Origin of the sequence: Streptomyces sp. NPDC127098 (assembly GCF_042722465.1) — a bacterium.
In the GTDB taxonomy this organism is placed as follows: Bacteria; Actinomycetota; Actinomycetes; order Streptomycetales; family Streptomycetaceae; genus Streptomyces; species Streptomyces millisiae.
On record NZ_JBHXFJ010000052.1, the window covers coordinates 29,438 to 55,635 of the forward strand.

General features: G+C 72.1%; 28 protein-coding genes. 9 read left to right on the plus strand and 19 right to left on the minus strand.

The window, feature by feature from the left end:
• Window positions 1–29: 29 nt before the first annotated feature.
• Complete coding sequence (locus ACFWI8_RS26845; RefSeq protein WP_387096446.1) at window positions 30–482, plus strand: Lrp/AsnC family transcriptional regulator; 453 nt, start codon at window positions 30–32, stop codon at window positions 480–482.
• A gap of 4 nt (window positions 483–486) precedes the next feature.
• On the opposite strand, the gene ACFWI8_RS26850 is transcribed toward ACFWI8_RS26845, so the two are convergent.
• Genes ACFWI8_RS26850 through abc-f form a run of 3 tightly spaced genes read right to left on the minus strand, consistent with a single transcriptional unit; the run spans window position 487 to window position 3,637 of the window.
• On the minus strand, window positions 487–1,116 hold the full coding sequence (locus ACFWI8_RS26850) for a class I SAM-dependent DNA methyltransferase (RefSeq protein WP_387096448.1): 630 nt from the start codon (window positions 1,114–1,116) through the stop codon (window positions 487–489).
• On the minus strand, window positions 1,113–1,988 hold the full coding sequence (locus ACFWI8_RS26855; RefSeq protein WP_387096451.1) for a virginiamycin B lyase: 876 nt from the start codon (window positions 1,986–1,988) through the stop codon (window positions 1,113–1,115). The genes ACFWI8_RS26850 and ACFWI8_RS26855 overlap by 4 nt, the downstream gene beginning before the upstream one ends.
• A 23-nt stretch (window positions 1,989–2,011) precedes the next feature.
• Window positions 2,012–3,637 carry a ribosomal protection-like ABC-F family protein gene (abc-f, locus tag ACFWI8_RS26860; RefSeq protein ID WP_387096454.1) on the minus strand — a complete coding sequence of 542 codons (1,626 nt, stop codon included), beginning with the start codon at window positions 3,635–3,637 and terminating at the stop codon, window positions 2,012–2,014.
• Window positions 3,638–3,783: 146 nt separating this feature from the next.
• Here abc-f and ACFWI8_RS26865 point away from each other — a divergent pair, with 146 nt between their 5' ends.
• Window positions 3,784–4,410 carry a TetR/AcrR family transcriptional regulator gene (locus tag ACFWI8_RS26865; protein ID WP_387096457.1) on the plus strand — a complete coding sequence of 209 codons (627 nt, stop codon included), beginning with the start codon at window positions 3,784–3,786 and terminating at the stop codon, window positions 4,408–4,410.
• Here ACFWI8_RS26865 and ACFWI8_RS26870 read toward each other — a convergent pair whose 3' ends face one another.
• From ACFWI8_RS26870 to ACFWI8_RS26880, 3 genes are all read right to left on the minus strand, one after another.
• A complete protein-coding gene (locus tag ACFWI8_RS26870) occupies window positions 4,411–4,809 on the minus strand; it encodes a zinc-ribbon domain-containing protein (protein ID WP_387096460.1) in 399 nt (132 codons plus the stop codon). It lies immediately after the preceding gene.
• Window positions 4,810–4,923: 114 nt separating this feature from the next.
• A complete protein-coding gene (locus ACFWI8_RS26875; protein WP_387096463.1) occupies window positions 4,924–5,640 on the minus strand; it encodes a histidine phosphatase family protein in 717 nt (238 codons plus the stop codon).
• Window positions 5,641–5,642: 2 nt separating this feature from the next.
• On the minus strand, window positions 5,643–7,190 hold the full coding sequence (locus ACFWI8_RS26880; protein ID WP_387096466.1) for a hypothetical protein: 1,548 nt from the start codon (window positions 7,188–7,190) through the stop codon (window positions 5,643–5,645).
• A 245-nt stretch (window positions 7,191–7,435) separates the two neighbouring features.
• On the opposite strand from ACFWI8_RS26880, the gene ACFWI8_RS26885 reads away from it, so the two are divergent.
• Together ACFWI8_RS26885 and dapA are read left to right on the plus strand one after the other, a co-directional pair.
• Window positions 7,436–9,292 (plus strand): endonuclease/exonuclease/phosphatase family protein, encoded by a 1,857-nt coding sequence (locus tag ACFWI8_RS26885; RefSeq protein ID WP_387096468.1) that lies wholly within the window; start codon window positions 7,436–7,438, stop codon window positions 9,290–9,292.
• 59 nt (window positions 9,293–9,351) lie between these two features.
• Window positions 9,352–10,257, plus strand: coding sequence for a 4-hydroxy-tetrahydrodipicolinate synthase (dapA, locus tag ACFWI8_RS26890; protein ID WP_387096471.1), 906 nt, complete (start codon window positions 9,352–9,354; stop codon window positions 10,255–10,257).
• A 48-nt stretch (window positions 10,258–10,305) separates the two neighbouring features.
• Here dapA and ACFWI8_RS26895 read toward each other — a convergent pair whose 3' ends face one another.
• The 4 genes from ACFWI8_RS26895 to ACFWI8_RS26910 are packed head-to-tail and all read right to left on the minus strand — an operon-like array spanning window position 10,306 to window position 13,059.
• Complete coding sequence (locus ACFWI8_RS26895; RefSeq protein ID WP_387096474.1) at window positions 10,306–11,115, minus strand: EI24 domain-containing protein; 810 nt, start codon at window positions 11,113–11,115, stop codon at window positions 10,306–10,308.
• Between the two features lie 39 nt (window positions 11,116–11,154).
• Window positions 11,155–12,141 carry a 2,3,4,5-tetrahydropyridine-2,6-dicarboxylate N-succinyltransferase gene (dapD, locus tag ACFWI8_RS26900; protein ID WP_387096477.1) on the minus strand — a complete coding sequence of 329 codons (987 nt, stop codon included), beginning with the start codon at window positions 12,139–12,141 and terminating at the stop codon, window positions 11,155–11,157.
• A 10-nt stretch (window positions 12,142–12,151) separates the two neighbouring features.
• On the minus strand, window positions 12,152–12,739 hold the full coding sequence (locus tag ACFWI8_RS26905; RefSeq protein ID WP_387096480.1) for a TetR/AcrR family transcriptional regulator: 588 nt from the start codon (window positions 12,737–12,739) through the stop codon (window positions 12,152–12,154).
• Window positions 12,739–13,059 carry a DMT family transporter gene (locus tag ACFWI8_RS26910; RefSeq protein WP_387096483.1) on the minus strand — a complete coding sequence of 107 codons (321 nt, stop codon included), beginning with the start codon at window positions 13,057–13,059 and terminating at the stop codon, window positions 12,739–12,741. Before ACFWI8_RS26910 ends, ACFWI8_RS26905 begins: the two co-directional genes overlap by 1 nt.
• 165 nt (window positions 13,060–13,224) lie before the next feature.
• On the opposite strand from ACFWI8_RS26910, the gene ACFWI8_RS26915 reads away from it, so the two are divergent.
• Window positions 13,225–13,461 carry a hypothetical protein gene (locus tag ACFWI8_RS26915; protein ID WP_387096486.1) on the plus strand — a complete coding sequence of 79 codons (237 nt, stop codon included), beginning with the start codon at window positions 13,225–13,227 and terminating at the stop codon, window positions 13,459–13,461.
• A 69-nt stretch (window positions 13,462–13,530) separates the two neighbouring features.
• Here ACFWI8_RS26915 and ACFWI8_RS26920 read toward each other — a convergent pair whose 3' ends face one another.
• The 9 genes from ACFWI8_RS26920 to ACFWI8_RS26960 form a co-directional block, all read right to left on the minus strand.
• Window positions 13,531–13,869: a metal-sulfur cluster assembly factor gene (locus tag ACFWI8_RS26920; RefSeq protein ID WP_311598241.1), complete on the minus strand. Its 339-nt coding sequence runs from the start codon at window positions 13,867–13,869 to the stop codon at window positions 13,531–13,533.
• Window positions 13,866–14,345 carry a Fe-S cluster assembly sulfur transfer protein SufU gene (gene sufU / locus ACFWI8_RS26925; protein WP_311598239.1) on the minus strand — a complete coding sequence of 160 codons (480 nt, stop codon included), beginning with the start codon at window positions 14,343–14,345 and terminating at the stop codon, window positions 13,866–13,868. Before sufU ends, ACFWI8_RS26920 begins: the two co-directional genes overlap by 4 nt.
• Before the next feature lie 12 nt (window positions 14,346–14,357).
• Window positions 14,358–15,617: a cysteine desulfurase gene (locus tag ACFWI8_RS26930; protein ID WP_387096490.1), complete on the minus strand. Its 1,260-nt coding sequence runs from the start codon at window positions 15,615–15,617 to the stop codon at window positions 14,358–14,360.
• An 88-nt stretch (window positions 15,618–15,705) separates the two neighbouring features.
• Window positions 15,706–16,467, minus strand: coding sequence for a Fe-S cluster assembly ATPase SufC (gene sufC / locus ACFWI8_RS26935; RefSeq protein WP_311598235.1), 762 nt, complete (start codon window positions 16,465–16,467; stop codon window positions 15,706–15,708).
• 9 nt (window positions 16,468–16,476) lie between these two features.
• On the minus strand, window positions 16,477–16,815 hold the full coding sequence (locus ACFWI8_RS26940; RefSeq protein ID WP_387096494.1) for a non-heme iron oxygenase ferredoxin subunit: 339 nt from the start codon (window positions 16,813–16,815) through the stop codon (window positions 16,477–16,479).
• Window positions 16,812–17,993 carry a Fe-S cluster assembly protein SufD gene (gene sufD / locus ACFWI8_RS26945; protein ID WP_387096496.1) on the minus strand — a complete coding sequence of 394 codons (1,182 nt, stop codon included), beginning with the start codon at window positions 17,991–17,993 and terminating at the stop codon, window positions 16,812–16,814. The genes ACFWI8_RS26940 and sufD overlap by 4 nt, the downstream gene beginning before the upstream one ends.
• A 75-nt stretch (window positions 17,994–18,068) precedes the next feature.
• The gene (sufB, locus tag ACFWI8_RS26950; protein ID WP_387096499.1) at window positions 18,069–19,490 is read right to left on the minus strand and encodes a Fe-S cluster assembly protein SufB; all 1,422 of its coding nucleotides are present in this window, start codon (window positions 19,488–19,490) and stop codon (window positions 18,069–18,071) included.
• On the minus strand, window positions 19,487–20,236 hold the full coding sequence (locus ACFWI8_RS26955) for a helix-turn-helix transcriptional regulator (protein WP_387096502.1): 750 nt from the start codon (window positions 20,234–20,236) through the stop codon (window positions 19,487–19,489). The genes sufB and ACFWI8_RS26955 overlap by 4 nt, the downstream gene beginning before the upstream one ends.
• Window positions 20,237–20,357: 121 nt before the next feature.
• Entirely contained in the window at window positions 20,358–21,350 is a 993-nt protein-coding gene (locus ACFWI8_RS26960; protein ID WP_387096506.1) for a LacI family DNA-binding transcriptional regulator, read from the minus strand.
• Between the two features lie 208 nt (window positions 21,351–21,558).
• Between ACFWI8_RS26960 and ACFWI8_RS26965 the strand changes: the two genes are divergently transcribed.
• The 4 genes from ACFWI8_RS26965 to ACFWI8_RS26980 are packed head-to-tail and all read left to right on the plus strand — an operon-like array spanning window position 21,559 to window position 26,090.
• The gene (locus ACFWI8_RS26965) at window positions 21,559–22,479 is read left to right on the plus strand and encodes a carbohydrate ABC transporter permease (protein WP_387096509.1); all 921 of its coding nucleotides are present in this window, start codon (window positions 21,559–21,561) and stop codon (window positions 22,477–22,479) included.
• Entirely contained in the window at window positions 22,472–23,374 is a 903-nt protein-coding gene (locus ACFWI8_RS26970) for a carbohydrate ABC transporter permease (protein ID WP_311598222.1), read from the plus strand. Before ACFWI8_RS26965 ends, ACFWI8_RS26970 begins: the two co-directional genes overlap by 8 nt.
• 56 nt (window positions 23,375–23,430) lie before the next feature.
• Window positions 23,431–24,735: an extracellular solute-binding protein gene (locus ACFWI8_RS26975; RefSeq protein ID WP_311598220.1), complete on the plus strand. Its 1,305-nt coding sequence runs from the start codon at window positions 23,431–23,433 to the stop codon at window positions 24,733–24,735.
• A 50-nt stretch (window positions 24,736–24,785) separates the two neighbouring features.
• On the plus strand, window positions 24,786–26,090 hold the full coding sequence (locus tag ACFWI8_RS26980) for a Gfo/Idh/MocA family protein (RefSeq protein ID WP_387096513.1): 1,305 nt from the start codon (window positions 24,786–24,788) through the stop codon (window positions 26,088–26,090).
• The last annotated feature ends 108 nt before the right edge of the window (window positions 26,091–26,198 follow it).

Consider the following 26,198-nt stretch of genomic DNA (forward strand, 5'->3'; position numbering starts at 1 on the left):
GGCCGGGGATTCCGTGCTATGAATCGCTCATGACCGCTGATTCCTTCGACGAGACCGACATGCGCATCCTGGAGGCCCTCCAGCGGGACGGCCGGGCCAGCTACGCGGAGTTGGCCCGGACCGTCTCCATGTCCGCCAGCGCCGTCACCGAGCGCGTGCGGCGGCTGGAGGAGAGCGGGGTGATCCAGGGGTACGCGGCCGTGGTGGACCCGGAACGGCTCGGCTTCGGCATCCTGGCGTTCGTCCGCCTCCGCTACCCGACGCCGAACTACAAGCCGTTCCACGACCTGGTCGCGCTCACGCCCGAGATCCTGGAGGCCCACCACGTGACCGGTGAGGACTGCTTCGTGCTGAAGGTCGTCGCCCGCTCGATGCGCGACCTGGAGTCGACGATGGGCCGCGTCGCCGGGCTCGGCTCGGTCACCACCAGCGTCGTCTACTCCAGCCCGCTCCCCCACCGCCCGATCACGGTCAAGGCCTGACCGGTCACGCGCGGCGCGCGAGGAGGTAGGCGCGCCGCGTCTCCACCTCCGTGGGGTACGCGGCGCGTTCCAGCCGGGCTTCCACGGTGAAGCCGGCGGCCTCCAGCAGGGTGACGATCCGAGCCGGGTCGAGGAAGTGGAAGTCCACGTCCACGTCGTGTCCCCACCACTCGTCCAGGTGCCGGGTCTCCTCGCCGACGTGGAAGGAGACGAGCAGCAGGCCCGCGGGGCGCAGGACGCGGTGGGCCTCGGCGAAGGCGAGGGGGAGGTCCTCGGGAGCCAGGTGGATGATCGAGTAGAGGGCGACGGCGGCCCCGAACTCGCCGTCCTCGGCGGGCAGTTCCCGCAGGTCGCCCTGGATGAACTCGACCTTCGGGTAACGCGAGCCGCCCACCGCCACCATGCCGGGTGACAGGTCGACGCCGACCGTCCGCGCGCCGTGCTCGGCGAGCCAGGCCGCGACGTGGCCCGGGCCGCAGCCGAGGTCGGCGATCGCCGCGCCACGCTCCGTCTGCTCCAACAGCGCGGCGAGCAGCGCCCGGTCGAGCGGCTTGCCGGCCAGCTCGTCGTGCAGCCGGGCGGCGTACTCCTCGGCCACGGTGTCGTAACTGCGCCGTACGCCCTCGTTGTTCACCGGTCTCCCGCTCCCAGCCGCGCGATCGCGCCGATCTCCAGCGCCACGTGGACCGTACCGTCCGGGCCGACCACCAGACCGTGGGGCTCAGAACCGGCCGGCCCCGGCAGTTCGTACTCCTCGACGGCGCCGTCCGGCGTGACGGCGGCCAGGCGGCCGGTGCCCCACTCGGTGAGCCAGAGGCCGTCGGTGGCCGGGGCGATGGCGTGGGGACGGCAGGCGCGGTCGGGCAGCGGGAACTCCGTCACCTCACCGGCCACCGTGATCCGGCCGACCTGGCCGGCGGCGATCTCGACGAACCACAGCGCGCCGTCAGGACCCGCCGTGATGCCGACCGGGGCGGCGGCCTCCGTCGGCAGCGGGAACAGCGTGGTTTCGCCGGTGACGGTGATCCGGCCGACGGCGTTGCCCTGGTTGAGGGTGAACCACAGCGCGCCGTCCGGGCCCGCGGTGATGGTCGACGGGTAGGCGCCGGTGGTCGGCAACGGGAATTCCGTCACCTCACCGGCCACCGTGATCCGGCCGATCCGGTCGGCGTCGAGCTCGGTGAACCACAGCGCGCCGTCAGGACCGGCCGTGATGCCGAAGGGTCCGGCGCCGGGGGTGGGCACGGGGAACGTGGTCACCTCGCCGTCGCTCGTGACGCGGCAGACGGCGTTGCCCTGGTTGAGGGTGAGCCACAGCGCGCCGTCCCGGCCGGTGGTGACGAGGGACGGGCCGGCGCCCACGGGGAAGCGGTCGACGCGGCCGTCAGGGGCGAGGCGGCCGAGATCGCCGGCGTGGACCAGGGTGAACCAGAGCGCGCCGTCCGGCCCCACGGTGACGCCGTAGGGGCCCGCGGTCGCGTCGGAGACGGTGATCAGGGTGGGCATGTGCGGTCGCTCCTTGCGATCCTTCAGACGGTGAGCCGGGAGCCGCGCCAACGGCGGCCGAGACGGCGGTCGTGGCTGACGACGAGCAGCGCGCCGGGGTAGTCGGCGAGGGCGGCCTCCAACTCCTCGACCAGCGCGGGCGAGAGGTGGTTGGTCGGCTCGTCGAGCAGCAGCACGTCGGCCGGTTCGGTGAGCAGCCGGGCCAGGGCGAGGCGTTGGCGCTGGCCGGTGGAGAGGGCGGTGACCCGCGCGTCGAGCTGTTCGGGGTGGAACAGGCCGAGGGCGAGCAGTTCTTCGGCGTGCTCCTCGACGGGGCCCGGCCGGCCGTGGGCGAAGGCGGCGAGCAGAGTCTGGCCTGGGCGGCCGGGTCCCGGTTCCTGGGACAGGTGGCCGATCCGGCCGCGCCGGGTCACGCTGCCGGTGTCGGGGGCGAGTTCGCCGGCGAGGACCCGCAGCAGGGTGCTCTTGCCCGCGCCGTTGGGCCCGGTGACCAACAGCCGCTCGCCGGGCCCCAGTTCGAGGCTGGTGGGGGCGAGGCGGCCGGCGACGGCGATGTCGGTGGCCCTGAGCGCGGCCTCCGGCGCCGCCTCGGCGCGCCGCAGCGGGGAGGCGAAGCGCAGCGGTTCGGACGGCGGCCGAACCGGCTCGGCGAGCAGCCGGCGCAGGCGTTCCTCCGCGTTACGGACCCGGCTGGCCAGCGACTGCTGGACGCGGCCGCCCGCCCGGTCGTAGGCCATCTTGTTGCCGTCCCTGATGGCGCGGCCGGGGGCGACGCGGCGGGCCGTGGTGACGGTGGCCTCGTGGAGCCGGTCGACCTCGTCGCGCCACCTGGCGTGCGCCTGGGCCTGGCGCTGTCTGGCCGCCGCCCGCTCGGCGAGGTAGCCGGCGTAGCCGTTGCCGTAGCGGACGATGCCGCGCCGGTCGGCGTCGACCTCGATCAGGGTGGTGGCGACGCGCTCCAGGAAGTCGCGGTCGTGCGAGACGGCGACGGTGGTGCCGCGCCGGGTGGTGAGGTGGTCCTCGAGCCAGCCCAGGGCGGCGGCGTCGAGGTGGTTGGTGGGCTCGTCGAGCAGCAGCACCTCGGGGGCGGCGGCGAGGACGGCGGCGAGCCGCAGCCTGACCTGCTCGCCGCCGGAGAGGGCACCGACCGGCCGGTCGTGGGGCAGGCCGGCGAGGCCGAGGCCGTGCAGGGCGCGCTCGACACGGGCGTCGGCCTCGTAGCCGCCGCGCAGTTCGAAGGCGGTGAGCAGGTCGCCGTACTCGGCGAGCCCGGACTCGTCGCCTTCGGCCATCGCGGCCTCCAGGCGGCGCAGCCGGGCCTCGATGTCGCGCAGCTCGCGCAGGGCGTGGTCGAGGACCTGCCGCACGGTGCGCTCGGGCGGGAGCGCGGCGTCCTGGGCGAGGTAGGCGATGCCGCCCTCGGCATGGACGACGAGCTCGCCGTGGTCGGGACGCTCGCGGCCGGCGAGCAGCCGCAGCAGAGTGGTCTTGCCCGAGCCGTTCTCGCCGACGACGCCGGTGCGCTCGCCGGCGCCGAGCGTGCAGCTGACCGAGTCGAGGACGACCCGGCCGTCGTAGGACTTACCGACGCCGAGCGCGGTGATCTGGGTGGGACGGGTGGTGGGCCGGGCGGTGGGGCGGACGGACATGCGGGTGCTCCGAGGCGTTCGAGTGCGTGGCGGTGGCCATGACCTGGGGAACGCTTCGAATGAGCACCATCGACTCCATTACTGCGACAACCGTTGCATTAGGATGCTGCCATGGAGACGGGGGACCGCGCAAACGGATTCTCGGCATGACGGCCGCCGCCCGCCGCCCCGGAGGCCGCGCGGCCCGGATCCGCGCCCAGGTGCTGGCCGCGGCGCGGGCGCTGCTGGTGGAGCGCGGATACGACGCGCTCACGGTGGACGCGGTGGCGGAGCGGTCCGGCGTCCACCGCGCCACGGTCTACCGGCGGTGGCGGGACGTGGGCGGCCTGCTGGCCGACGTGCTCGCCTCGGCGCTCGACGACGACTGGCGGCCGCGCGACACCGGCTCGCTCGCGGGCGATCTGGCGGCGCTCAACGAGGAGGTGCGGGCAGCGCTCGTCGAGGACCCGCCGCTCACCATGGCCCTGATCGCCGCCTCGTTCCGCTCCACCCCGGCCGCGACGGCGCTCGGGCGGTTCTGGGAGGACAGGTACGCGCGCTGCGCGGTGGTGGTCGACCGGGCCGTCGCGCGCGGGGAGGTGCCGTCGGGGACCGACACGCGGCGGCTGCTGATCGCCGCCACCGCGCCGGTCTACCACCGGCTGGTGCTGCTGCGGCAGCCCGACGATCCCGGGCTGCCGGGTGACGCGGCGCGCGCCGCCGCCCTCGCGGCCGCGGCGGGCGCCTTCGACGGGCCGGCGCCGGCGGCGGAACGGCCCGTCGGGGAGCGGTGATCAGCCGAACTGGCGAGGCTGGCCCTGCTGCGGCGGCATCGGCGGCTGGCCCTGCTGCGGATAGGGCTGCGGGTACGGCTGCGGGTACGGCTGGGCGCCCGGCTGCGGCTGGCCCGCGAAGGGGTTGCCGCCCTGCGCCGGCGGCTGCGGCGGGCCGGCCTGCCCGGCGCTGGCCAGCAGGTGCTCGGCGTTCTCCTTCGACACCTCCTGCGTCCCGCCGCAGAACGTGCACTGCAGGGTGTGCTTGGACGGCGCGATCGGGAAGAGCGGGATGAAGAACAGGGTGAACTTGGTGACCCGCTTCCGCAGCGCCTGCGCCGACGGGTTGCCGCAGAAGTTGCAGATCAGGTTCAGCATCGCCAGCTGAAAGACCTTGGTGGTGGAGCCGAAAATGAGCACGCGAGAACTCCGGTTGCGTACGTACCAGCGACAACTATGACCCCGGCAGGACGCCCGCCGCACCCGGATGGTTGCGGCCCCGCCGTCTCCTTTGCCCAACCGTGATCGGTCCGCCTACGCCGCCGGCAGGTGGTCCGTCGCCCCGTACCCGACGAGCCGCAGCCGGCCGCCGTCCCCCACCCAGCGGGAGATCGAGGCGTTGGGCACCGGCTCCTCGTCGCCGGGGGGTGGCGGCGCGCCCAGGCCGGCCGCCACCTGGCGCACCCCCGCCACGACCGCGTCGTGGGCCACCAGCAGCACCCGCCGGCCGGCCGCCGCGGCGGCCAACTCGGTGAGCAGGTCCCGCACCCGCAGCACCACGTCGGCCAACGACTCGCCGCCCGGCGGCCGGTAGAACCAGTCGCCCAGGCGGTCGCGGCGCTCGGCCTCCTCGGGTGCCCGCTCGCGGATCGCCGCCTCGGGCAGCAGGCCGAAGACGCCCATCTCCCGGTCCCGCAGCCGCTCGTCGACCAGCGGCGCGGGCCAGCCCCCGCCGGCGGCCTCGGCCATCAGCGTCCAGGTGTGCCGCGCCCGCAGGTAGGGCGAGCTGAGGACGAGCTCGGGGCGGCTCCCCGGGGCGAGCGCGGCCAACCAAAGGCCCAGCGCGACGGACTGCGCCCGGCCCGACTCCGAGAGCGGGACGTCGGCGTCGCGCGGCTCGGACGGGATCACCACCGGGCCGCCGCGCCGCGCCGTGGCGAAGAGGACGTTGGCCGTGGACTGCCCGTGCCGGACGGCGACCAGCTCGGCCAGCGGGAGGCGGGGCGGGATCGGCGCGCCGGCCGGCTCCACCGTCAGTCCCGGGAGCGGGACTTGAAGGCCGCCTTGCGGGCCTGCTTGGCCAGCTGCTTGTTCGGGTGAAGCCGGCCCACCGCCTCCAGCACGTCCGCGGTGGCGGGGTGGTCGGTGCGCCAGGCGCGGTCGAAGAAGCCGCTGTGCTGGTCGGCCAGGTCGGTCACCAGGTCGCGCAGCTCCGGCGCGTTCTCCTCCAGCTCCACGCCGCCAAGCTGCGCGGCGAGGGTGTCGATGGTCAGCCAGAAGATCATGTCCTCCGCGGGCGGCGGGACGTCCACGACGCCGTGCTCGGCGAGCCACACCCGGGCCAGGCCGCCGAGCTGGGGGTCGGCGAGCACCTCGCGCAGCGCCGGCTCGGCGCGGCCGTCGAGCATGGCGAGCACCAGCTGACAGCCGAGTCGGCGGCCCGGGGCCGCCGGGTCGTCGCCACGCGCGGCCGCCAGCAGCTCCCGGGCGGCGGACAGCGGCTCGCGGGCGGCCAGCCACAGCTCGGCCTCGTCGTGCGCGGCCGTCTCCGGGCGGTACGGGAGGGCGGCCAGCAGCGCCGCCGCGTCCTGGTCGGCCAGCTCGCCGACGAGCGGGGCGGTGAGGCCGGCCTCGATCATGCGGCGACGCACCGCGTGGAGCCCGAGCGGCGTCAGCCTGGCCCGGCCGTAGCGGGCCAGGTCCTCCGTGTCGTCCACCTCGCCGTCGTCTTCGGTGATGGCCTCCGCGCCCTCCGCCTCGGCGAGCACCGACTCGTCCACCGGCTCGTACTCCAGGAGACCGGTGTCGACCAGGGCGCTGAACTGCTCGTCCAGCTTGAGCACGGCGGCCGACAGCTCGTCCATCACGGCCTCGGACAGCTCGTCCATGTCCTCGGGGATCACCGAGGCGGCGGCGACCATCGGCAGCGGCACCATGGAGGCGGCCTGGCCGGAGTCGTCGGTGAGCGCGAACAGGTAGAGGCTGCCGAGGGCCGCGTCCAGGAAGTCGGCCTCCTCCTCCGGGTCCCAGTCCAGGGCGTCGAGGTCGACGGTCGACGGGTCGACCGACGTGCCCCCGTCCTCGTCCGAGCCGCCGGGGAGTTCGCCGAGGAGCTCCTCGAAGCTGGGCGTCGCGACCTCGGCAAGCACCGCGTCCAGGCCCTCGGCCCAGATCTCCAGCACGTCGGCCGGGCGCCCATCGGTGAGCTGGTTCAGCTCGGGCCCTGGCGAGGCGGTGCCGGCGACCGCCTCGGCGCCGCCCTCCTCCTCGACGCCGCCCTCCGCGGCGTCCGGGTCCTCGAGCACGACGACGAGGCCGCTGTCGACGGCGAAGTTCCACGCCTCGGCCGCCAGCAGCTCGCCCTCCTCGTCGGCGTCGAGGCCGAGCACGGCGACCGCGGACCTCAGCCGCTCCGCCGACAGCTCGCCGCCGGCGCCCACCGGCACCTCGGGTGCGGCCCAGCGGGCGAGCCTGGCGGCGCGGGACAACAGGGGTGCGGCCAGGGCCTCTCGGGCCAGCTCGGCCTCGGAGGGCAGCCGCACGGGCGGCATGACGGGACGCTCGTCAGCGGTGTTCACCATCGCTCCTCATCGAAACCACGGAAGGCCGTCCCCCAGCCTAGATGAGGCACGGGGCTGCCGGTGACGGCTCGTCACCATCGGGGCCCGCCCGCGGCGCCCTCCCGAGCCATGAGCGGCGATTAACCGGAACGTCTCCGTCCCGATTCCTGGGAGGCGTTGACAAGCCCCGCCCCGCTGCGGGAGCTTGACGCGCGTAGAGCAGGCCATGGAGGAATGCCCTGCCCGCTACCGCCCTGGAGGGTCCCTTGTCCGCCTCAGTCCGTCCACGCCACAGATCCGCAGCCGTGGGGGCGCTGGTCGTCGCCGGCCTCTGCTCCGCGCTGCTGGTCAAGCCCTCGCACGCCGAGGAGCCGGCCGACCAGGGCGCCCTCGCGGCCCCGCGCGTCCACGACATCCAGGGCGACACCAGGACGTCGCCCTACGCCGGCCAGCAGGTCACCGACGTGCCGGGCGTCGTCACCGGCGTCCGTACCTACGGCTCGCGCGGCTTCTGGATCCAGGACCCGACGCCGGACGACGACCCCGCCACCAGCGAGGGGATCTTCGTCTTCACCAGCTCCACGCCGCGCGTCGCGGTCGGCGACGACGTGCGGGTCTCGGGCCTGGTCGGCGAGTACTACCCGGGCGGCGAGGACACCGGCGGCCAGTCGGTCACCCAGATATCGCGGCCCACCGTGACCGTGGTGTCCTCGGGCAACGAACTGCCGGCGCCGGTCACCCTGGACGCCGAGGACCTGCCGGAGCGTTACGCGCCGGCGGGCGACCCGGCGGAGGGCGGCGACATCGAGGGCCTGACCCTGCGGCCCAACCGCTACGCGCTCGACCTCTTCGAGTCCCTGGAGGGCATGACGGTGGCGGTCGAGGACACCGCCGTGGTCGGCCCGAGCACCCCGTACTACGAGCTGTGGGTGACCCTCGACCCGCACGCCAACCCGACCGCCAACGGCGGCACCAGGTACGCCTCCTACACCGACCAGAACGCGGGCCGGCTGAAGGTGGAGTCGCTGGTTCCGGTGGCGCAGCAGCCGTTCCCCCAGGCGAACGTGGGCGACGTGCTCGCCGGCACGACGGTGGGCCCGCTGGACTACGACGAGTTCGGCGGCTACCTGCTCGCCGCCCGGGAGATGGGCACGGTGGAGTCCGGCGGGCTGACGCCCGAGTCCACCAGGCCACAGCGGCGGGACGAGCTGGCCATCGCCACCTACAACGTGGAGAACCTCAACCCGGGCAACGAGCAGGCCAAGTTCGACCGGCTCGCGGCGGGCGTGGTGACCCACCTGGCCTCCCCGGACATCCTGGCGATCGAGGAGGTGCAGGACGACAGCGGCCCGACGGACGACGGGACCGTGGGCGCGGACGAGACGCTGGGGCGGTTCGTCGACGCGATCGTGGCGGCGGGCGGGCCGCGGTACGAGTGGCGCGGCATCGACCCGGTGGACGGCGAGGACGGCGGGCAGCCGGGCGGCAACATCCGCACCGTCTTCCTCTTCAACCCGGAGCGGGTCTCCTTCGTGGACCGCGCCGGCGGGGACTCGACCACCGGCACCGAGGTCGTGAGGCACCGCGGCCGGGCCGAGCTGACCGCCTCCCCCGGCCGGATCGACCCGGGCAACTGGGCCTGGGAGGACAGCCGCAAGCCACTGGCCGCCGAGTTCTCCTTCCGGGGCGAGACGGTGTTCGTGGTCGCCAACCACTTCACCTCCAAGGGCGGCGACCACCCGCTGCACGGCCGCTACCAACCGCCGGTGCGGTCCTCCGAGGCACAGCGCATCGCGCAGGCCCGGGTGGTCAACTCCTTCGTCCAGGACATCCGTTCCGCGCAGCGCCAGGCCCAGGTCGTGGTGCTCGGCGACATCAACGACTTCGAGTTCTCGCCGACCACCAGGGCCCTGACCGAGGACGGCGCGCTGCGCGGCGCGCTGGACTCGCTGCCGCGCGACGAGCGGTACACGTACGTGTTCCAGGGGAACTCGCAGGTGCTCGACCAGACGCTGGTGTCCCCCTCGATCAGGCGCTTCGAGTACGACATCGTGCACATCAACGCGGAGTTCGCCGACCAGGCGAGCGACCACGACCCGCAGGTGCTGCGCTTCAGGCCCTGACCGGCCCCGACGCGGATTCCCGGTGGCCCGCGGCGGCCGGAGGGGTGCAGACTGCCCGCATGTCCACTCCCCCCTTCGGCCGCTGCGCCGCCGCGATGATCACTCCCTTCTCCGCCGACGGCGGACTCGACCTGTCCGGCGCCCAGCGGCTCGCCACGCATCTGGTGGACCGCGCCGGCTGCGACGCCCTGGTGTTGAGCGGCACCACGGGCGAGTCGCCGACCACCACGGACGTGGAGAAGACCGCGCTGGTGCGCGCGGTGGTCGACGCGGTGGGCGACCGGGCCACGGTGGTCGCGGGGGTCGGCACGGCCGACACCCGCCACACGGTGGCCCTGGCGGAGGCGGCCGAGAAGGCGGGGGCCCACGGCCTGCTGGTGGTGACGCCCTACTACTCGCGGCCGACGCAGGAGGCCATCGTGACGCACCTGCGGACGGTGGCCGACGCGACCGGGCTGCCGGTGATGCTGTACGACATCCCGGTGCGGACGGGCGAGGGCACGGCCCTCACGGCGGACTCGCTGCGGCGGCTCGCCGAGCATCCGCGCGTCGTGGCCGTCAAGGAGTGCTCCGGCGACCTGCTGAAGTCCGGCCTGGTCATGGGCGACACGGAGCTCGCCTACTACTCGGGCAGCGAGGAGCTGAACCTGCCGCTGCTGGCGCTCGGGGCCGTCGGCTGCGTCAGCACGGTGGCCAACGTGGCCGGCCGCCAGGTCCGTGGGGTGCTCGACGCGTTCGCCGCGGGCGACACGGCGCTGGCCGCGAGCCGGCACCGGGCGCTGCTGCCGTTGGTGGAGGCGATGATGCACGGGGTTCCGGGCACGGTGAGCGTCAAGGCGCTCTTCCAGGCCGCCGGCCTTCCCGGCGGCCCCGTCCGCCCGCCCCTCCTCCCCGCCGACGAGGCGCTCACCGAGCGCCTCACGACCGCGCTGCGCGCCGCGCTGACCGAGCCGACGCCCGTCTGACCGCACCGGGCGAGTGCCCGGCACGCACGGCCGCGGGCCGGAGGCCACTCAGCTCTTGCCGAACGCCACCGCAGAAGGGTCGCCTGCCCCCGCCGAGCCGGTGGCAGGGCCGCCCGCCGAGGGCTCGGCGGTCACACCACGCGCCAGCAGCGTCGCGCCGGCCACGGCGCCCGGCATGAGCAGGACGGCGCCGAGCGGTATCAGGAAGAGGAGCACGAGCGGCACCCCGAAGCCGAGCGCCACCGGCAGGCGGCGGCGGAGCAGCCGTATCCGCTCCTTCAGCGGCAGGCCGCGGCGGTCGAGCGCGGCCGAGGTGAGCTCGACGGTGAGGAAGAAGCCGGAGACGGCGAAGCCGATCGCCGGTATGACGGTCTGGCCGATCACCGGCACGAAGCCGAGAACGAACAGCGGGACGGTGAAGAGCAGCACCCGGAGCAGGACCCGGGCGCTGTCGCTGATGGAGACCCTGAGGTCCTGCCAGAAGCCGCGCCCGTGGCCGGGCGGGGTGCCGCCCTCGGTCTCCTCGACCTTCTCGCCGAGTGCCTGGTAGAACGGGTCGCCGATGATCAGCGTGACGGCGGTGAAGGTGACCACGGCGAGCATCACGCCGGCCGCGACCAGCAGCAGCGCGAACCCCACGCGGATCAGGGACTGCCAGGCGCCGTCCCAGTCGTCGGCGAACGGCGTGGCCCAGACGGCGATGTCGCCGGCGAAGTAGGCGAGGGCGACCAGCGCGCCCGCGTAGACCACGAAGGCGATCAACGCGGGCACAAGCCCGAACAGCAGCCAGCGCGGGCGACTGAACACCCACCGTTGTCCCTGGGCCAGGTAACGCAGGCCCGCCGCGAATCCGTTCACGCCGGTCACCCTATCGCCCGCCGCTGACAACCCGTCCGGTCAGTTGTGGCTGTGCAGGACCTCGTTGAGGCCGCCCCAGGTGCCGGTGCGCGGCAGGGCCTCGACGACGCCGGTGGTGGAGTTGCGGCGGAAGAGGAGGTTGTCGGCGCCGGAGAGCTCCAGGGCCTTGACGACCGAGCCGTCCGGCAGGGTGACCCGGGTGCCGGCGGTGACGTAGAGGCCGGCCTCCACGACGCAGTCGTCGCCGAGCGAGATACCGAGGCCGGCCTGGGCGCCGAGCAGGCAGCGCCGGCCGATGGAGATGGTCTGCTTGCCGCCGCCCGAGAGCGTGCCCATGATCGAGGCGCCGCCGCCGACGTCGGAGCCGTCGTCGACGACCACGCCGGCGCTGATCCGGCCCTCGACCATCGAGACGCCCAGGGTGCCGGCGTTGAAGTTGACGAAGCCCTCGTGCATCACGGTGGTGCCGGAGGCGAGGTGGGCGCCGAGCCTGACCCGGTCGGCGTCGCCGATGCGGACGCCGGCGGGCACCACGTAGTCGGTCATCCGTGGGAACTTGTCGACGCTGGTGACGTTGAGCGCGAGCCCGTCGGCGCGGGCGGCGAGCCTGGTCTCCTCGATCCGGTCGACGGGGACGGGCCCGAGGTTGGTCCAGGCGACGTTGGCGAGCAGCCCGAACTGGCCGTCCAGGTTGAGGCCGTGCGGGCGCACCAGGCGGTGGCTGAGCAGGTGCAGCCTGAGGTAGACGTCGTGGGCGTCGAGCGGCTTGTCGTCGAGCGAGGCGATGACCGTGCGGACCGCCACGACCTCGACGCCCCGGCGGGGGTCGGGGCCCACCGCGCGGGTGGCCGCCTCGCCCAGGAGCTCGGCGGCGCGCTCGGCGCTCAGCCGCTCGGTGCCGGCGACCCCGGGCTCGGAGGTGAGCTCGGGCGCGGGGAACCAGGTGTCGAGAACGGTCCCTTCGGTGGTCAGGGTGGCGAGGCCGGCGGCGACGGCGCCGGTGGCGGGGGTTGCTACGTCGGTCATGGTGAAGACGCTAACGGGTGTCCCCGGCCGGGGACGAACCGGTCCGGGTGGCGGGCAGGGGCCCCGCGAGCACCCGCTCGAACAGGGCGACGGCCGCCCGCTCGTCGTACGCGTCGCCGCTCAGCAGCAGCTGGATGAGGAGCCCGTCGAACGCCGCGGTCAACAGCCGGGCGGCGACCGGGTCGGGCACGAGCGGGCGCAGCAGCTCCGCGACGCCCTCCAGGACGCGGGAGGAGAGCGGGCGGAGGCTCGGGTGGCGCAGCCCTGCGAAGTAGAGCTCGTAGCAGAGCTCGGTCTCGGCGCGGCCCGGGCCGAGGCTGTGGGCGACGTAGCGGGCCAGCCGCTCGGCCGTCGGCACTTCCGAGTGGTGGGCGAGGCGCTCGGCGAGGTCGGCGAGCCAGGCGTCGTTCATCCGCTCCAGGGCCGCGGCGAGCAGCTCGTCGCGGCCGGCGAAGTGGTAGGTGGTGGAGCCGAGCGGCACGTCGGCCGCGGCGGCGACGGCGCGGTGGGTGAGCCCGGCGATGCCGTGCTCGGTGACGACCCGGACGGCGGCGTCGACGATGCGCTGGCGCCGGTCCGGGTCGTAGCGGCGGGCCATCAGTGGGCTCCGCCGACGTTGAGCGTGACGACGCCCGCGACCACCAGGGCCACGCCGAGCACCTTGGCCAGTGAGGCCGCCTCGCCGAGGAAGAGCATGCCGACGAGGGCGACGACGGCGGTGCCGACGCCGGACCAGATGGCGTAGGCGGAGCCGACCTCCATGGACCTGAGCACCTGGGCGAGCAGCGCGAAGGCGAGGAGATAGCCGGCGACGGTGCCGACGCTCGGCCAGAGCCGGCTGAAGCCGTCGCTGTACTTCATCAGGGTGGTGGCCACGATCTCCGAGGCGATGGCCGCGGCAAGCGTCAGATAGACCATGCGTACAAGGGTACACATCGATGCGTACCGCAGTACACATCGCGGGCGGGCGGAAGCCGGTGGAGTGACGGGCCCGCGCGCCGACCCGAACCCTTCCGACCTTCCGGTCATCCTTGCGGCGAACAGCGGCAATACCATCACAGGATCACAGGGAGTGAGGAGCAGATGGCCGAGTGCGAGGTCTGCGGCAACGACTACCGGATGGCCTTCGAGGTGCGGGCGGCGGGTGAGGTCCACGTCTTCGACAGTTTCGAGTGCGCCGTCCAGCGGATGGCCCCGATCTGCGAGAACTGCCGGACCCGGATCATGGGGCACGGCCTGGAGACGGAGGACGGCCACTTCTACTGCTGCGGCCACTGCGCCCGCGCCAAGGGGCACGCCCAGCTGGTCGACCACGCCTGAACGCGCCGGTGCCTCCCACCGCGCCCCGGTCGGGGGCGGTGGGAGGCACCGGAGGGCCGAGGTCGGGCCTCAGACGTTGAAGCCGAGCGCCCGCAGCTGCTCACGGCCGTCGTCGGTGATCTTGTCCGGACCCCACGGCGGCATCCAGACCCAGTTGATCTTCAGCTCGCTCACCAGGCCCTCGGTCGCCGTCCTCGCCTGGTCCTCGATGACGTCCGTCAGCGGGCAGGCCGCCGAGGTGAGGGTCATGTCGACGGTGGCGACGTTGTCCTCGTCCACGTGGATGCCGTAGATCAGGCCGAGGTTGACCACGTCGATCCCCAGCTCCGGGTCGACGACGTCCATCATCGCCTCCCGGATCTCCTCCTCGCCCGCCGGCTTGGCCGTGACGGTCTCGGTGTCGCTCATGACGTGGTCCTCTCCTTCACCAGGCCGTCGCCCAGGGCCTGGGCGGTGGCGTCCTTCCAGGCCATCCAGCTCAGCAGCGCGCACTTCACCCGCGCCGGGTACTTGGAGACGCCGGCGAACGCGACCGCGTCCTCCAGCACCTCCTCCATCGCGTCGTCCGGGGTGATCTGCCCCTTGGACTGCATCAGGCGCAGGAACGTGTCCTGGACGGCCAGCGCCTCCGCCAGGTCCTTGCCGACCAGCAGTTCGTTGAGCACGGACGCGCTCGCCTGGCTGATCGAACAGCCCTGGCCCTCGTACGAGACGTCGGCGATGGTCTCGCCCTCGTACCGCACCCGCAGCGTGATCTCGTCGCCGCAGGTCGGGTTCACGTGGTGGACCTCGGCGTCGCCGTCGCGCAGCCCACGCCCGTGCGGGTTCTTGTAGTGGTCCAGGATCACGTCCTGGTACATCGACTCAAGCGCTCCCAGCTGCATGGGTCACCACCCTCATCCGAAGAAGCCACGCACGTAGGTGAGGCCCTGGACCAGGGCGTCGACCTCGGCCGGCGTGGAGTACAGATAGAACGACGCCCGTGTGGTCGCCGGAATTCCGTACCGCAGGCAGACCGGCCGCGCGCAGTGGTGGCCGACCCGGACGGCGATGCCCTGCTCGTCGAGCACCTGCCCCACGTCGTGCGGGTGAATGTCGGCGAGGGTGAAGGACACCGTGGCGCCCCGGTCCTCCTCGCTGACCGGGCCGATGATCCGCAGGTCGGGCACCTCGGCGAGGCGCTCGAGCGCGTAGCGCGTGATGGCGTGCTCGTGGGCCGCGATCCGCTCCATGCCGATGCCGGTCAGGTAGTCGACGGCCGCCCCCAGGCCCACGGCCTCGGCGATCGGCGGCGTGCCGGCCTCGAACTTGTGCGGCGCCGGCGCGTACGTCGACGAGTTCATGGTGACCGTCTCGATCATCTCCCCGCCGCCGAGGAACGGCGGCAGGTCCTCCAGGAGCTCCTGGCGGCCCCACAGCACGCCGATGCCGGTCGGCCCGCACATCTTGTGGCCGGTGAAGGCCACGAAGTCGGCGCCCAGGGCCTGGACGTCGAGCGGCATGTGCGGGGCGGCCTGCGAGGCGTCGATCACCACCAGGGCGCCGACCTGCTGGGCGCGCCTGACGATGGCCTCGACCGGGTTGACCGTGCCCAGCACGTTGGAGACCAGCACGAAGGAGACGACCTTGGTGCGCTCGGTGATGACCTCGTCGATGTTCGACAGGTCGAGCCGGCCGTCGTCGGTGAGGCCGAACCACTTCAGCTTCGCGCCCGTGCGCTGCGCCAGGAACTGCCACGGCACGATGTTGGAGTGGTGCTCCATCTCCGTGATGACGATCTCGGTGCGGTCGTCCACCCGGTAGGGCTCGTCGGCCCAGCCCAGCATGTTGGCGACCAGGTTGAGCGCCTCCGAGGCGTTCTTGGTGAAGATCACCTCGTCCCTGCTCGGCGCGTTGACGAACGAGGCGACCTTGGTGCGGGCGTCCTCGTACAGCGCGGTGGCCTCCTCGGCCAGCACGTGCACGCCACGGTGCACGTTGGCGTGGTGGCGCTCGTAGTACTCGGAGATCGCGTCGAGCACCTGGCGCGGCTTCTGGGAGCTGGCCGCGTTGTCCAGGTAGACCAGGGGCTTCCCGTCGTGCACGGTGCGGTGCAGGATCGGGAAGTCCTTGCGGATCGCCTCGGTGTCGAGGAGACCCGGCAGCGTGGGACTCATGCTGCGCCTCCCTTGTTCGCTTCTCCGCCCGCGCGGCACAGCGCGGCTTGAGTCGGAATCCGCAGCCCGGCAGCCGCGCGTGCGTCGCTCACGAAACAGCCCCCTTGGTGTACTGCTCGTAGCCCTCGGCCTCGAGCTTGTCGGCCAGCTCGGGACCGGCGGACTCGACGATCCGGCCGCCCGCGAAGACGTGCACGTGGTCCGGCTTGATGTAGCGCAGGATCCGCGTGTAGTGGGTGATCAGCAGGGTGCCGACCTCGCCGCCCTCACGCAGCCGGTTGACGCCCTCGGAGACGATCCGCAGCGCGTCGATGTCGAGGCCCGAGTCGGTCTCGTCGAGGATGGCGATCTTCGGCTTCAGCAGCTCCAACTGCAGGATCTCGTGGCGCTTCTTCTCGCCGCCGGAGAAGCCCTCGTTGACGTTGCGCTCGGCAAAGGCCGGGTCCATCTCGAGGCGCTCCATGGCCTCCTTGACCTCCTTCACCCAGGTGCGCAGCTTGGGGGCCTCGCCGCGGATGGCGGTGGCCGAGGTGCGCAGGAAGTTGGAGACCGAGACGCCGGGCACCTCGACCGGGTACTGCATGGCGAGGAAGACGCCGGCGCGGGCCCGCTCGTCGACGGACATCTCGAGAACGTCCTCGCCGTCCAGCGTGACGGTGCCGCCGGTGACGGTGTACTTGGGGTGGCCGGCCAGCGAGTAGGCCAGGGTCGACTTGCCGGAGCCGTTGGGGCCCATGATGGCGTGGGTCTCGCCCTGCTTCACGGTCAGGTCGACACCGCGCAGGATCTCGGTGGAGCCGGTCTCGGTCTCGACGGAGACGTGCAGGTCGTGGATCTCAAGCGTTGCCATGGGGATGCCTCAGGACTCCTGGGTGAGGGAGACGAGCACGGCGGCGCCGGGCCCCTCTCCTTCGATCTTGACGGGGTAGACGGGGATGGGACGGGTGGCGGGCAGCCCGCTGGGCTTGCCGGTGCGCAGGTCGAAGCTGGAGCCGTGCAGCCAGCACTCGACCTGGCAGTCCTCCACCTCGCCCTCGGAGAGCGAGACGTTCGCGTGCGAGCAGATGTCGTTGACCGCGAACACCTCGCCCGACGTGCGGACGACGCAGACCGGGGTGTCGTCGAGCTCCACGCGCTTGGGCACGTCCTCCTCGAGGTCGCCCAGCGCGCAGACCCTCACAAAGCCGCCGGTGGTCATGCGATCGACGCCTCCAGCTCGGCCTCCAGCTTGGCGATCAGCCGCTCCTCGACGTCCGGGACGCCGATCTGCTGGACCAGCTCGGCGAAGAAGCCGCGCACCACGAGGCGGCGGGCCTCCTCGGCGGGGATGCCGCGGGCCATCAGGTAGAACAGCTGCTCGTCCTCGAACCGGCCGGTCGCCGAGGCGTGGCCTGCGCCGACGATCTCGCCGGTCTCGATCTCCAGGTTGGGGACCGAGTCGACCCGGGCGCCGTCGGTGAGGACCAGGTTGCGGTTGAGCTCGTAGGTGTCGGTGCCGGTGGCCGCGGCGCGGATCAGCACGTCGCCCACCCAGACCGCGTGCGCGTCGGTGCCCTGGAGGGCGCCCTTGTACGCCACGTTGCTGCGGCAGTTGGGCTTGTTGTGGTCGACCAGCAGCCGGTGCTCCTGGTGCTGACCGTCGTCCGTGAAGTAGACCCCGTACAGCTCGGCCTCGCCGCCGGGCCCCGCGTAGGCGACCCGCGGGTGCAGCCGGACCACGTCCCCCCCGAAGGTGACGACCACGGACTTGAAGGTGGCGTCCCGGCCGACGAGCGCGCTGTGCTGCGAGCAGTGCACGGCGGTGTCGTCCCAGTCCTGCACGCTGACGACGGTGACCTTGGCGCCGTCGCCCACGAGGAACTCGACGTTGGCCGCGCGGACCGTGTCGCCGGTGTGGTCGAGGACGAGGACGACCTCCGCGAAGGCGCCGATCTCGAAGACGGTGTGGCCGAAGGTGACCCCGCCCTCGCCGTGCAGGCTGAGCCGGACCGGCTCCTTCAGCACCGCGTCCTTCGGCACCGAGATCACGGTGGCCTTCTCGAAGGAGCTGAACGCCTGCGCCGCGACCCGGTCGACGGGCGCGCCGGCCTTGCCGACCCGGGGGTCGTCGCGGCCGACCGGGGTGACGGTCACCCCGTCCGGCGCCTCGACCTCGACCTTGACCGAGCCGTCGGCGACGGCCGTGCCGTCGTGCAGCCCCCGCAGCCGGTCGAGGGGGGTGAAGCGCCACTCCTCCTCGCGGCCGTGCGGGACGGGGAAGTCCGCCACATCGAAGGACGGCGGGGCGCTCATCCGGGTGGCGACGGTGGACTCGGCGGCCACCGCGACCGCTCCGCCCGCGCCGGCGCCGGCCGGAATACTCTGGGCCTCAGCCATGGGTGTCGTCGTGCTCGCTCTCTTGATCGGACGGGTTATCGGACGGGTTTGCGTGTCTCGGGGGCGGGGCGCAGGTCAGCCGACCGCGCCCTCCATCTGCAGCTCGATCAGCCGGTTGAGCTCCAGGGCGTACTCCATGGGCAGCTCCTTGGCGATCGGCTCGACGAAGCCGCGCACGATCATCGCCATCGCCTCGTCCTCGGACAGGCCGCGGCTCATCAGGTAGAAGAGCTGGTCGTCGCTGACCTTGGAGACGGTCGCCTCGTGCCCCATCGTCACGTCGTCCTCGCGGACGTCGACGTAGGGGTAGGTGTCGGAGCGCGAGATGGTGTCGACGAGCAGCGCGTCGCACAGCACGTTGGACTTGGATCCCGCCGCGCCCTCGGCGATCTCGATCAGGCCGCGGTAGGAGGTGCGGCCGCCGCCCCTGGCCACCGACTTGGAGACGATGTTGGAGGAGGTGCGGGGCGCCATGTGCACCATCTTGGCTCCGGCGTCCTGGTGCTGGCCCTCGCCCGCGAAGGCGACGGACAGCGTCTCGCCCTTGGCGTGCTCGCCCATCAGGTAGACGGCCGGGTACTTCATGGTGACCTTGGAGCCGATGTTGCCGTCGACCCACTCCATGGTGGCGCCCTCGTAGGCGACGGCGCGCTTGGTCACCAGGTTGTAGACGTTGTTCGACCAGTTCTGGATGGTCGTGTAGCGGCAGCGGCCGCCCTTCTTGACGATGATCTCGACGACCGCCGAGTGCAGCGAGTCCGAGTTGTAGATCGGCGCGGTGCAGCCCTCGACGTAGTGCACGTAGGCGTTCTCGTCGACGATGATCAGCGTCCGCTCGAACTGGCCCATGTTCTCCGTGTTGATGCGGAAGTAGGCCTGGAGCGGGATGTCCACGTGCACGCCAGGCGGCACGTAGATGAAGGAGCCACCGGACCAGACGGCCGTGTTCAGCGCGGCGAACTTGTTGTCGCCGGCGGGGATCACGGTGCCGAAGTGCTCCTGGAAGAGCTCGGGGTGCTCCCTGAGCGCCGTGTCGGTGTCGAGGAAGATGACGCCCTGCTTCTCCAGGTCCTCGCGGATCTGGTGGTAGACGACCTCCGACTCGTACTGCGCGGCGACGCCGGCCACCAGGCGCTGCTTCTCGGCCTCGGGGATGCCGAGCTTGTCGTAGGTGTTCTTGATGTCCTCCGGCAGGTCCTCCCAGCTCTGGGCCTGCTTCTCGGTGGAGCGCACGAAGTACTTGATGTTGTCGAAGTCGATGCCGCTGAGGTCGGAGCCCCAGTTCGGCATGGGCTTCTTGCCGAAGAGCTTGAGGCCCTTCAGTCGCAGCTTCAGCATCCACTCCGGCTCGGACTTCTTGCCCGAGATGTCGCGGACGACGGCCTCGGACAGACCACGCCTGGCCGCGGCCCCGGCCACGTCGGAGTCGGCCCAGCCGTATTCGTACTTGCCCAGGCCCTCGAGCTCGGGGTGGGCGGTCTCCGTGGGGAGCGTCATGCTGGGTTCCTCCCGGCAGTGCTTTCGGTTGCGGTGGTGGGCTTGGACGGGACGTGCCCTGGCTTCGGCACGAAGGTCGTGCAGACCCCGTCCCCGTGGGCGATGGTGGCGAGCCGCTGCACATGGCTGCCGAGCAGGTCGGAGAAGACCTCGGCCTCGGCCTCGCACAGCTGCGGGAAGCGCTGGGCGGCGTGCGCCACGGGGCAGTGGTGCTGGCACAGCTGCTCGCCGGCCGGCGCCGCGACCTCGCGGACGGCGGCGGCGAAGCCGGAGGAGGTCAACGCCTCGGCGAGCGCGCGCGCCCGGTCCTCGGGCGCGACCGCCTCGAGGAAGGAACGGTACTGCTCGGCCTGGGCCGCGGCGCGCTCCCTGGCGAAGGCCAGCACGGCGGCCGCCCCGCTCTCGCCGCCGCCGGCGGCGCGCTCGATCCAGTGCAGCGCCTCGACGGCGAGCTCGTCGTACGCGTGGTCGAAGGCGTCCCGACCGCCGTCGGTCAGCGCGAACGCCTTGGCCGGCCGCCCCCGGCCGCGCGCCCCGTAGACCCGCTTCTCGCGCGGCTCCACCAGGCCCTCGGCGACCAGCGCGTCCAGATGGCGGCGGACGGCGGCCTGCGTGAGGCCGAGGCGCACGGAGAGCTCAGCGGCGGTGGACGGTCCGTGATCGAGAATGGAGCGGGCAACGCGCTGCCGCGTCCCGGCCGCCTCAGCGGCCGCGGGCGCCTCCCGCTGCTCACTCCGGTTTTTCACAACGTCATTGTTGCGTAATTCCCGCGACGCGAGCAAGCCGCGGTCTGACCTGCCCCAATGCAGTGCATCACGTAAGGCGAACCTAACCTGCCGCCGGCCTCGGGAGGCCGGCGGCCCGACGTCAGACCCGCCGCTCGACGGTCACGCGGGGGCCCGTCGAGTCCCGGACCACGAGATCGGTCTCCAGGATCATCTGGACCGCGCCGCTGGCCGCCTCGTCTATGGCCTGGAGGAGCAGGTCGACGGCCGCGCGGCCGGCCGTCTGCGTCGGCATGGCGATGGTCGTCAGCTTGGGCCGGTTCAACCGGCCGGCCACCGTGTCGTCGACGCCCACCACGCTCACGTCGCGCGGCACCTCGGCGCCCGCCGTGGCCAGGCCCTCGATGGCGCCGATCGCCACCAGGTCGTTGTAGGCGATCACCCCCGTGGCGCCGGCCGCGAGCACCGCCGCGGCGGCGCGGTAGCCGCCCTGCTCGGTGGGGGCGTTCGGGCCGTGGTACGACAGCTCGACGCCGTGCCGCTCGGCCGCGGCGCCCGCCGCGCGGCGGATCTGGCCACTGGTCCAGGAGTTGCGCGGCCCGCCGAGCACCACGAGGTGCCGGTGGCCGAGTCCGGCCAGGTGGTCGACGGCCGCGCCGGCGCCGGTGCCGACATCCATCAGCACCGCGGGCATGCCCTTGACCCGGCGGTTCACCACGGCGAACGGCAGGTCGGCGCCGAGCCGGACGATCGCCGCGTTGGACAGCCGGGGGCTGACCAGCAGCACCCCGTCCACCTGCCGGGCGAGGGTGCCGATCAGCTCCTCCTCGACCCGCGGGTCCTCGTCGGTGTCGGCGACGAACACCTGGTAGCCGCGCACCCTCGCGTAGGACTGCGCGGCCTTGATCAGCGGCGGGAAGAAGGGGTTGGCGATGTCCGCGACGATCAGCCCGAGATTGTTGGTGCGGCCGGTCGTCAGCGCGCGGGCCGCCAGGTTGGGCCGGTAGCCCAGCTCCGCGGCCGCCGCGATGACCCGTTCCCTGGTCTCGGCGTTGACCAGGTTCGGCGCCGAGAAGGTGCGGGAGACCGTCGACACGTGCACGCCGGCGGCCTGGGCCACCTCCCTGATGGTCACGGCCACCCGATCACCGCCCCCCGATCCGATCCAGCTGCACGGTACTTAGCCATGGCCGGAACCCTAGCTGCAAGCGGTTGTGATTGGTACGTGCGAGAACCCTTGACGTTTCTGCGGGGGTAGGCCAGAGTCCTGCAACCGGTTGTAAAAACAACGCGCGCTCGCACCCAACTCCGCCGTGGTGTCACGGAAAGGAGCGCTCTTCCGCATGTCCACCTCTCAGGGAACCGTTGCCCCGCAGCTCCGAAAGCGGCGGCGCAAGGAGGCGATCGCCGCCTACCTGTTCCTCGCACCCTGGTTCGTCGGGCTCGTGGCCATCACCGCGGGTCCGCTACTGAGCTCCCTCTACCTGTCCTTCACGGACTACAGCCTCATCGGCGATTCGCAGTGGGTCGGTTTCGACAACTACGTCGAGATGTTCACCGACGATCCGCGTTTCATGAAGGCCCTGAACAACACGGCCGTCTACGTCTTCGTCTCGGTGCCGCTCCAGCTGACCTTCGCCCTCGCGCTGGCGCTGGTGCTGGACCGCGGCGTCCGCGGCCTGCCGTTCTACCGCTCCATCTACTACCTGCCCTCGCTGCTCGGCGGCAGCGTCGCCGTCGCCATCCTGTGGCGGCAGGTCTTCGGCGCCGAGGGTCTCGTCAACGAGGTCCTCGGCTGGTTCGGGGTGGAGGGCGAGAGCTGGGTGGCCCACCCGGACACCGCGCTCGGCACCCTGATCGTGCTGAACGTCTGGACGTTCGGCGCCCCGATGGTCATCTTCCTCGCCGGCCTGCGGCAGATACCCCGCAGCTACTACGAGGCGGCGGGCCTGGACGGGGCCGGCCAGATCCGGCAGTTCTTCTCGATCACGCTGCCGCTGCTGACCCCGATCGTCTTCTTCAACCTGGTCCTGCAGCTGATCAACTCGTTCCAGTCGTTCACGCAGGCCTTCGTGGTCAGCGGCGGCAAGGGCGGCCCGTCCGACTCCACGCTGCTGTTGACGATGCACATCTACCAGGAGGGCTTCGGGAACTTCCAGATGGGCTACGCCTCCGCGATGGCCTGGTTCCTGGTGGTCGTGATCGCCGTGCTGACCGGGGTGAACTTCCTGATGTCGAGGTATTGGGTCTTCTACAGTGACTAGTAACGCCGCCGTCAAACGAGCGCAGCGCGCCAAGACCAACGACACCGTCTTCGGCCGGGTGCTGCACGCCCTCGCCGGCAAGAAGCTGCTCACCCACGCGCTGCTGATCGGCTTCGGTCTCGTGATGCTCTATCCGCTGCTGTGGATGGTCTCCAGCTCGTTCAAGCCGCAGGAGATCATCTTCCGCGAGCCCGGGCTGATACCCAGCGACGTCACGACGGAGAACTACACCAACGGCTGGGACGCGCTGCAGTACCCGTTCAGCCACTACTTCATGAACTCGGCGATCATCACGGCGGGTTCGATCGTCGGCAACCTGGTGGCCTGCTCGCTGGCGGCCTACGCGTTCGCCCGGCTCGAGTTCCCGCTGAAGCGCTTCTGGTTCGCGCTGATGCTGGGCTCGATCATGCTGCCGCTGCACGTGACCCTGGTGCCGCAGTACATCCTGTTCTCGGAGATGGACTGGATCAACACGTTCTACCCGCTGATCGTGCCCAAGTTCCTCGCCACCGACGCGTTCTTCATCTTCCTCATGGTGCAGTTCATCCGCACCCTGCCGAGGGAGCTTGACGAGGCGGCCGTGATCGACGGCGCCGGCCACTGGCGGATCTTCTCGCGGATCATCATGCCGCTGTGCACCCCGGCCCTGGCCACCACGGCGATCTTCACCTTCATCTGGACCTGGAACGACTTCCTGTCCCAGCTGATCTTCCTCACCAGCCCCGACAAGCTGACCGTCCCGGTGGCGCTGCGCAACTTCCTGGACTCCAGCGGGGATTCCTCCTGGGGGCCGATGTTCGCCATCTCGGTGCTCTCCCTCGGGCCGATCTTCGGCTTCTTCCTGGCCGGCCAGCGGTACCTGGTGCGTGGCATCGCCACCACCGGCATGCGGTGACACCCGCCGCTCACCCCCACACGCACTCACGACACGTAACAGACAAGGAGGTCTCCGTGACGAGCAACAGAAGGCACCACTGGACCAGCGCGAGGAAGCTCGCCCCGGCGCTGCTGACGACCGGCGCCCTGGTCCTCACCACCGCGGCCTGTGGCGGCGGTGACAGCGGCGGCGGCGACGGCGGCCCCGTGACCCTGCGCCTCAGCTGGTGGGGGAACGACGTACGGCAGGGGCTCACCGCCGAGGCCGTCGCCCTCTTCGAGGAGACCCACCCGGACATCACCGTCGAGCAGGAGTACGCCGACTGGGACTCGTACTACGACCGGCTGACCACCCAGCTCGCCTCGGGTGACGCGCCCGACGTCTTCGCCACCGAGATCCGCCGGATGGGCGAGTTCGCCACCCGTGGCGCGCTCGCCGACCTCTCCTCCCTCGTGGAGACCGAGAGCCTGGACCCGGAGATCCTCGCCACCGGGGAGGTGGAGGACACCCTCTACGCCATCCCCACCGGTGCCAACGCCTTCGTGATCATGGCCAACACGACCCTGATCGAGGAGGCCGGGCTCGAACTGCCCGACGACACCACCTGGACCTGGGACGACTACCGCGAGTTCAGCGCCCAGGTGACCGAGGCCGTGGGCGACGGCACCTACGGCACCCAGCTCAGCTGGAACGACGCCTACCTCAACATCTACGCGGCCCAGCGCGGCGAGTCGTTCTACGAGGACGACCAGATCGGCATGTCGGCCGAGACCGTCGCCGACTGGTTCGAGTACAACAACCAGCTGGTCGAGTCCGGGGCCACCCCCGACGCCTCGCTCAGCGCCGAGATCGGCAACACCAGCGTCGACCAGTCGCTGATCGCCACCGGCCAGGGCGCCTTCGGCATGTGGTGGAGCAACCAGCTCCAGGCCGTCACCACCGGCTCGGGCGCGGAGATCGAGATCCTGCGCTGGCCCCAGGACTCCGGCGCCGTCAGCGGTGGCCAGTTCCTGCAGCCCAGCATGTACTGGAACATCGCCGAGTCCAGCGACCAGAAGGAGGCCGCCGCCGAGCTGGTGGACTTCCTGATCAACGACCCGGAGGCGGCCGCCATTCTCGGCTCCGACCGTGGCCTGCCGATCAACAGCGCGGTGCGCGAGCAGATAGCGGCCGACCTGCCGGAGACCGACCAGCAGTCGCTCGCCTTCATCGACGAGCTGTCCGACGAGCTGGCCGACCCGCCGTCGGTCAACCCCGTCGGCGCGGGCGAGATCCCGGACATGCTGCAGCGCTACGGCGAGGAGGTCAACTTCGGCCGGCTGAGCCCGCAGGAGGCCGCCGAGGCCTTCATCGACGAGGCCAACTCCTCCCTCGGCTGACGCGGCACCACGAACCACCGCACCACCACCACTCCACAGGAGAACCCCGGATGACACGCCGCTACGCAATCGTCGGTCTTGGCCACCGGTCCCGGATGTACGTCGACGCCCTGCTGGGCGACTGGAGCGACACCGGAGAGATCACCGCGCTCTGCGACCGCAACCGGACGCGGATGGACTACTACAACGAACGCATCGCGGCGACGGGTCGGGACCCGGTGCCGACCTTCTCGCCCGACGGCTTCCCGGCCATGCTCGAACTGGCCGACGCTGTCATCGTCACCACGATGGACTCCACCCACGCCCACTACGTGTGCGCGGCCCTGGACGCCGGGCGGGACGTCATCGTGGAGAAGCCCCTGACCGTCGACGCGGAGAGCTGCGCCAAGATCGCGGCCGCCGCGGAGCGCGGTCGGGGGCGGTTGGTGGTCACGTTCAACTACCGCTACGCACCCCGCAACTCGGCCGTGCGCGAGCTGCTGGCCGACGGTCGGATCGGGGACGTCACCGCCGTCCACTTCGACTGGGCCCTGGACACCATCCACGGCGCCGACTACTTCCGCCGCTGGCACCGGCAGGCCGAGAACTCGGGCGGCCTGCTGGTCCACAAGTCGACCCACCACTTCGACCTCGTGAACTGGTGGCTCGGCTCCCACCCCGAACTGGTCTTCGCCCAGACCGACCTGCGCTTCTACGGCGGCTCGGGCGCCGGCGCCGAGCTCTACGGGCCCCGGCCCGAGCGAGGCCAGGGCGCCCCGGGGCTCGGCACCGACCCGTTCATCATCGACATCTCGACCGATCCGCACCTCAGGCGCCTCTACCTGGACGCCGAGCACGAGGACGGCTACATCAGGGACCAGGACGTCTTCACCGACCCCGTCACCATCCCGGACAACATGTCGGTCCTGGTCCGCTACGGGAACCGGGCGCTGCTCAGCTACTCGCTCACCACGCACGCCCCGTCCGAGGGCTACCGGGTGGTCTTCACCGGCACCAGGGGGCGGATCGTGCTCGACGTGTGCGAGCGCGCCTGGACCCCGCCGCAGGCGGCCGTCGACCCGTCCGCGCACGGCAAGACCCAGGACGAGGGCACCTACGAGCGGCTCACCCTGCACGAGCACTGGAAGGAGCCCGAGGAGATCCCGATCGTCCAGGGCGCCGGCGGCCACGGCGGCGGCGACCGGCTGCTCCTCGACGACGTCTTCCGCGGCGCGGGGAACGACCCGCTGGCCCGCCAGGCCGGCTACCGGGACGGCATCCGCTCGGTGCTGACCGGCGTGGCGGCCAACGAGTCGGCCCGCACCGGCGGCCCGGTGCTGCTCGCCGACGAGGGCACCCGGCTGCTCGACGGCTGACCGGCACTCCCCCCGGCGTGCCACCCGGCCGCCGGGGCCCGGCCCCCGGGAGGGGGGGCCCGGGGCGCGACCAACACCCCACCCAGGGACCACCCCGCGGGCGCGCCC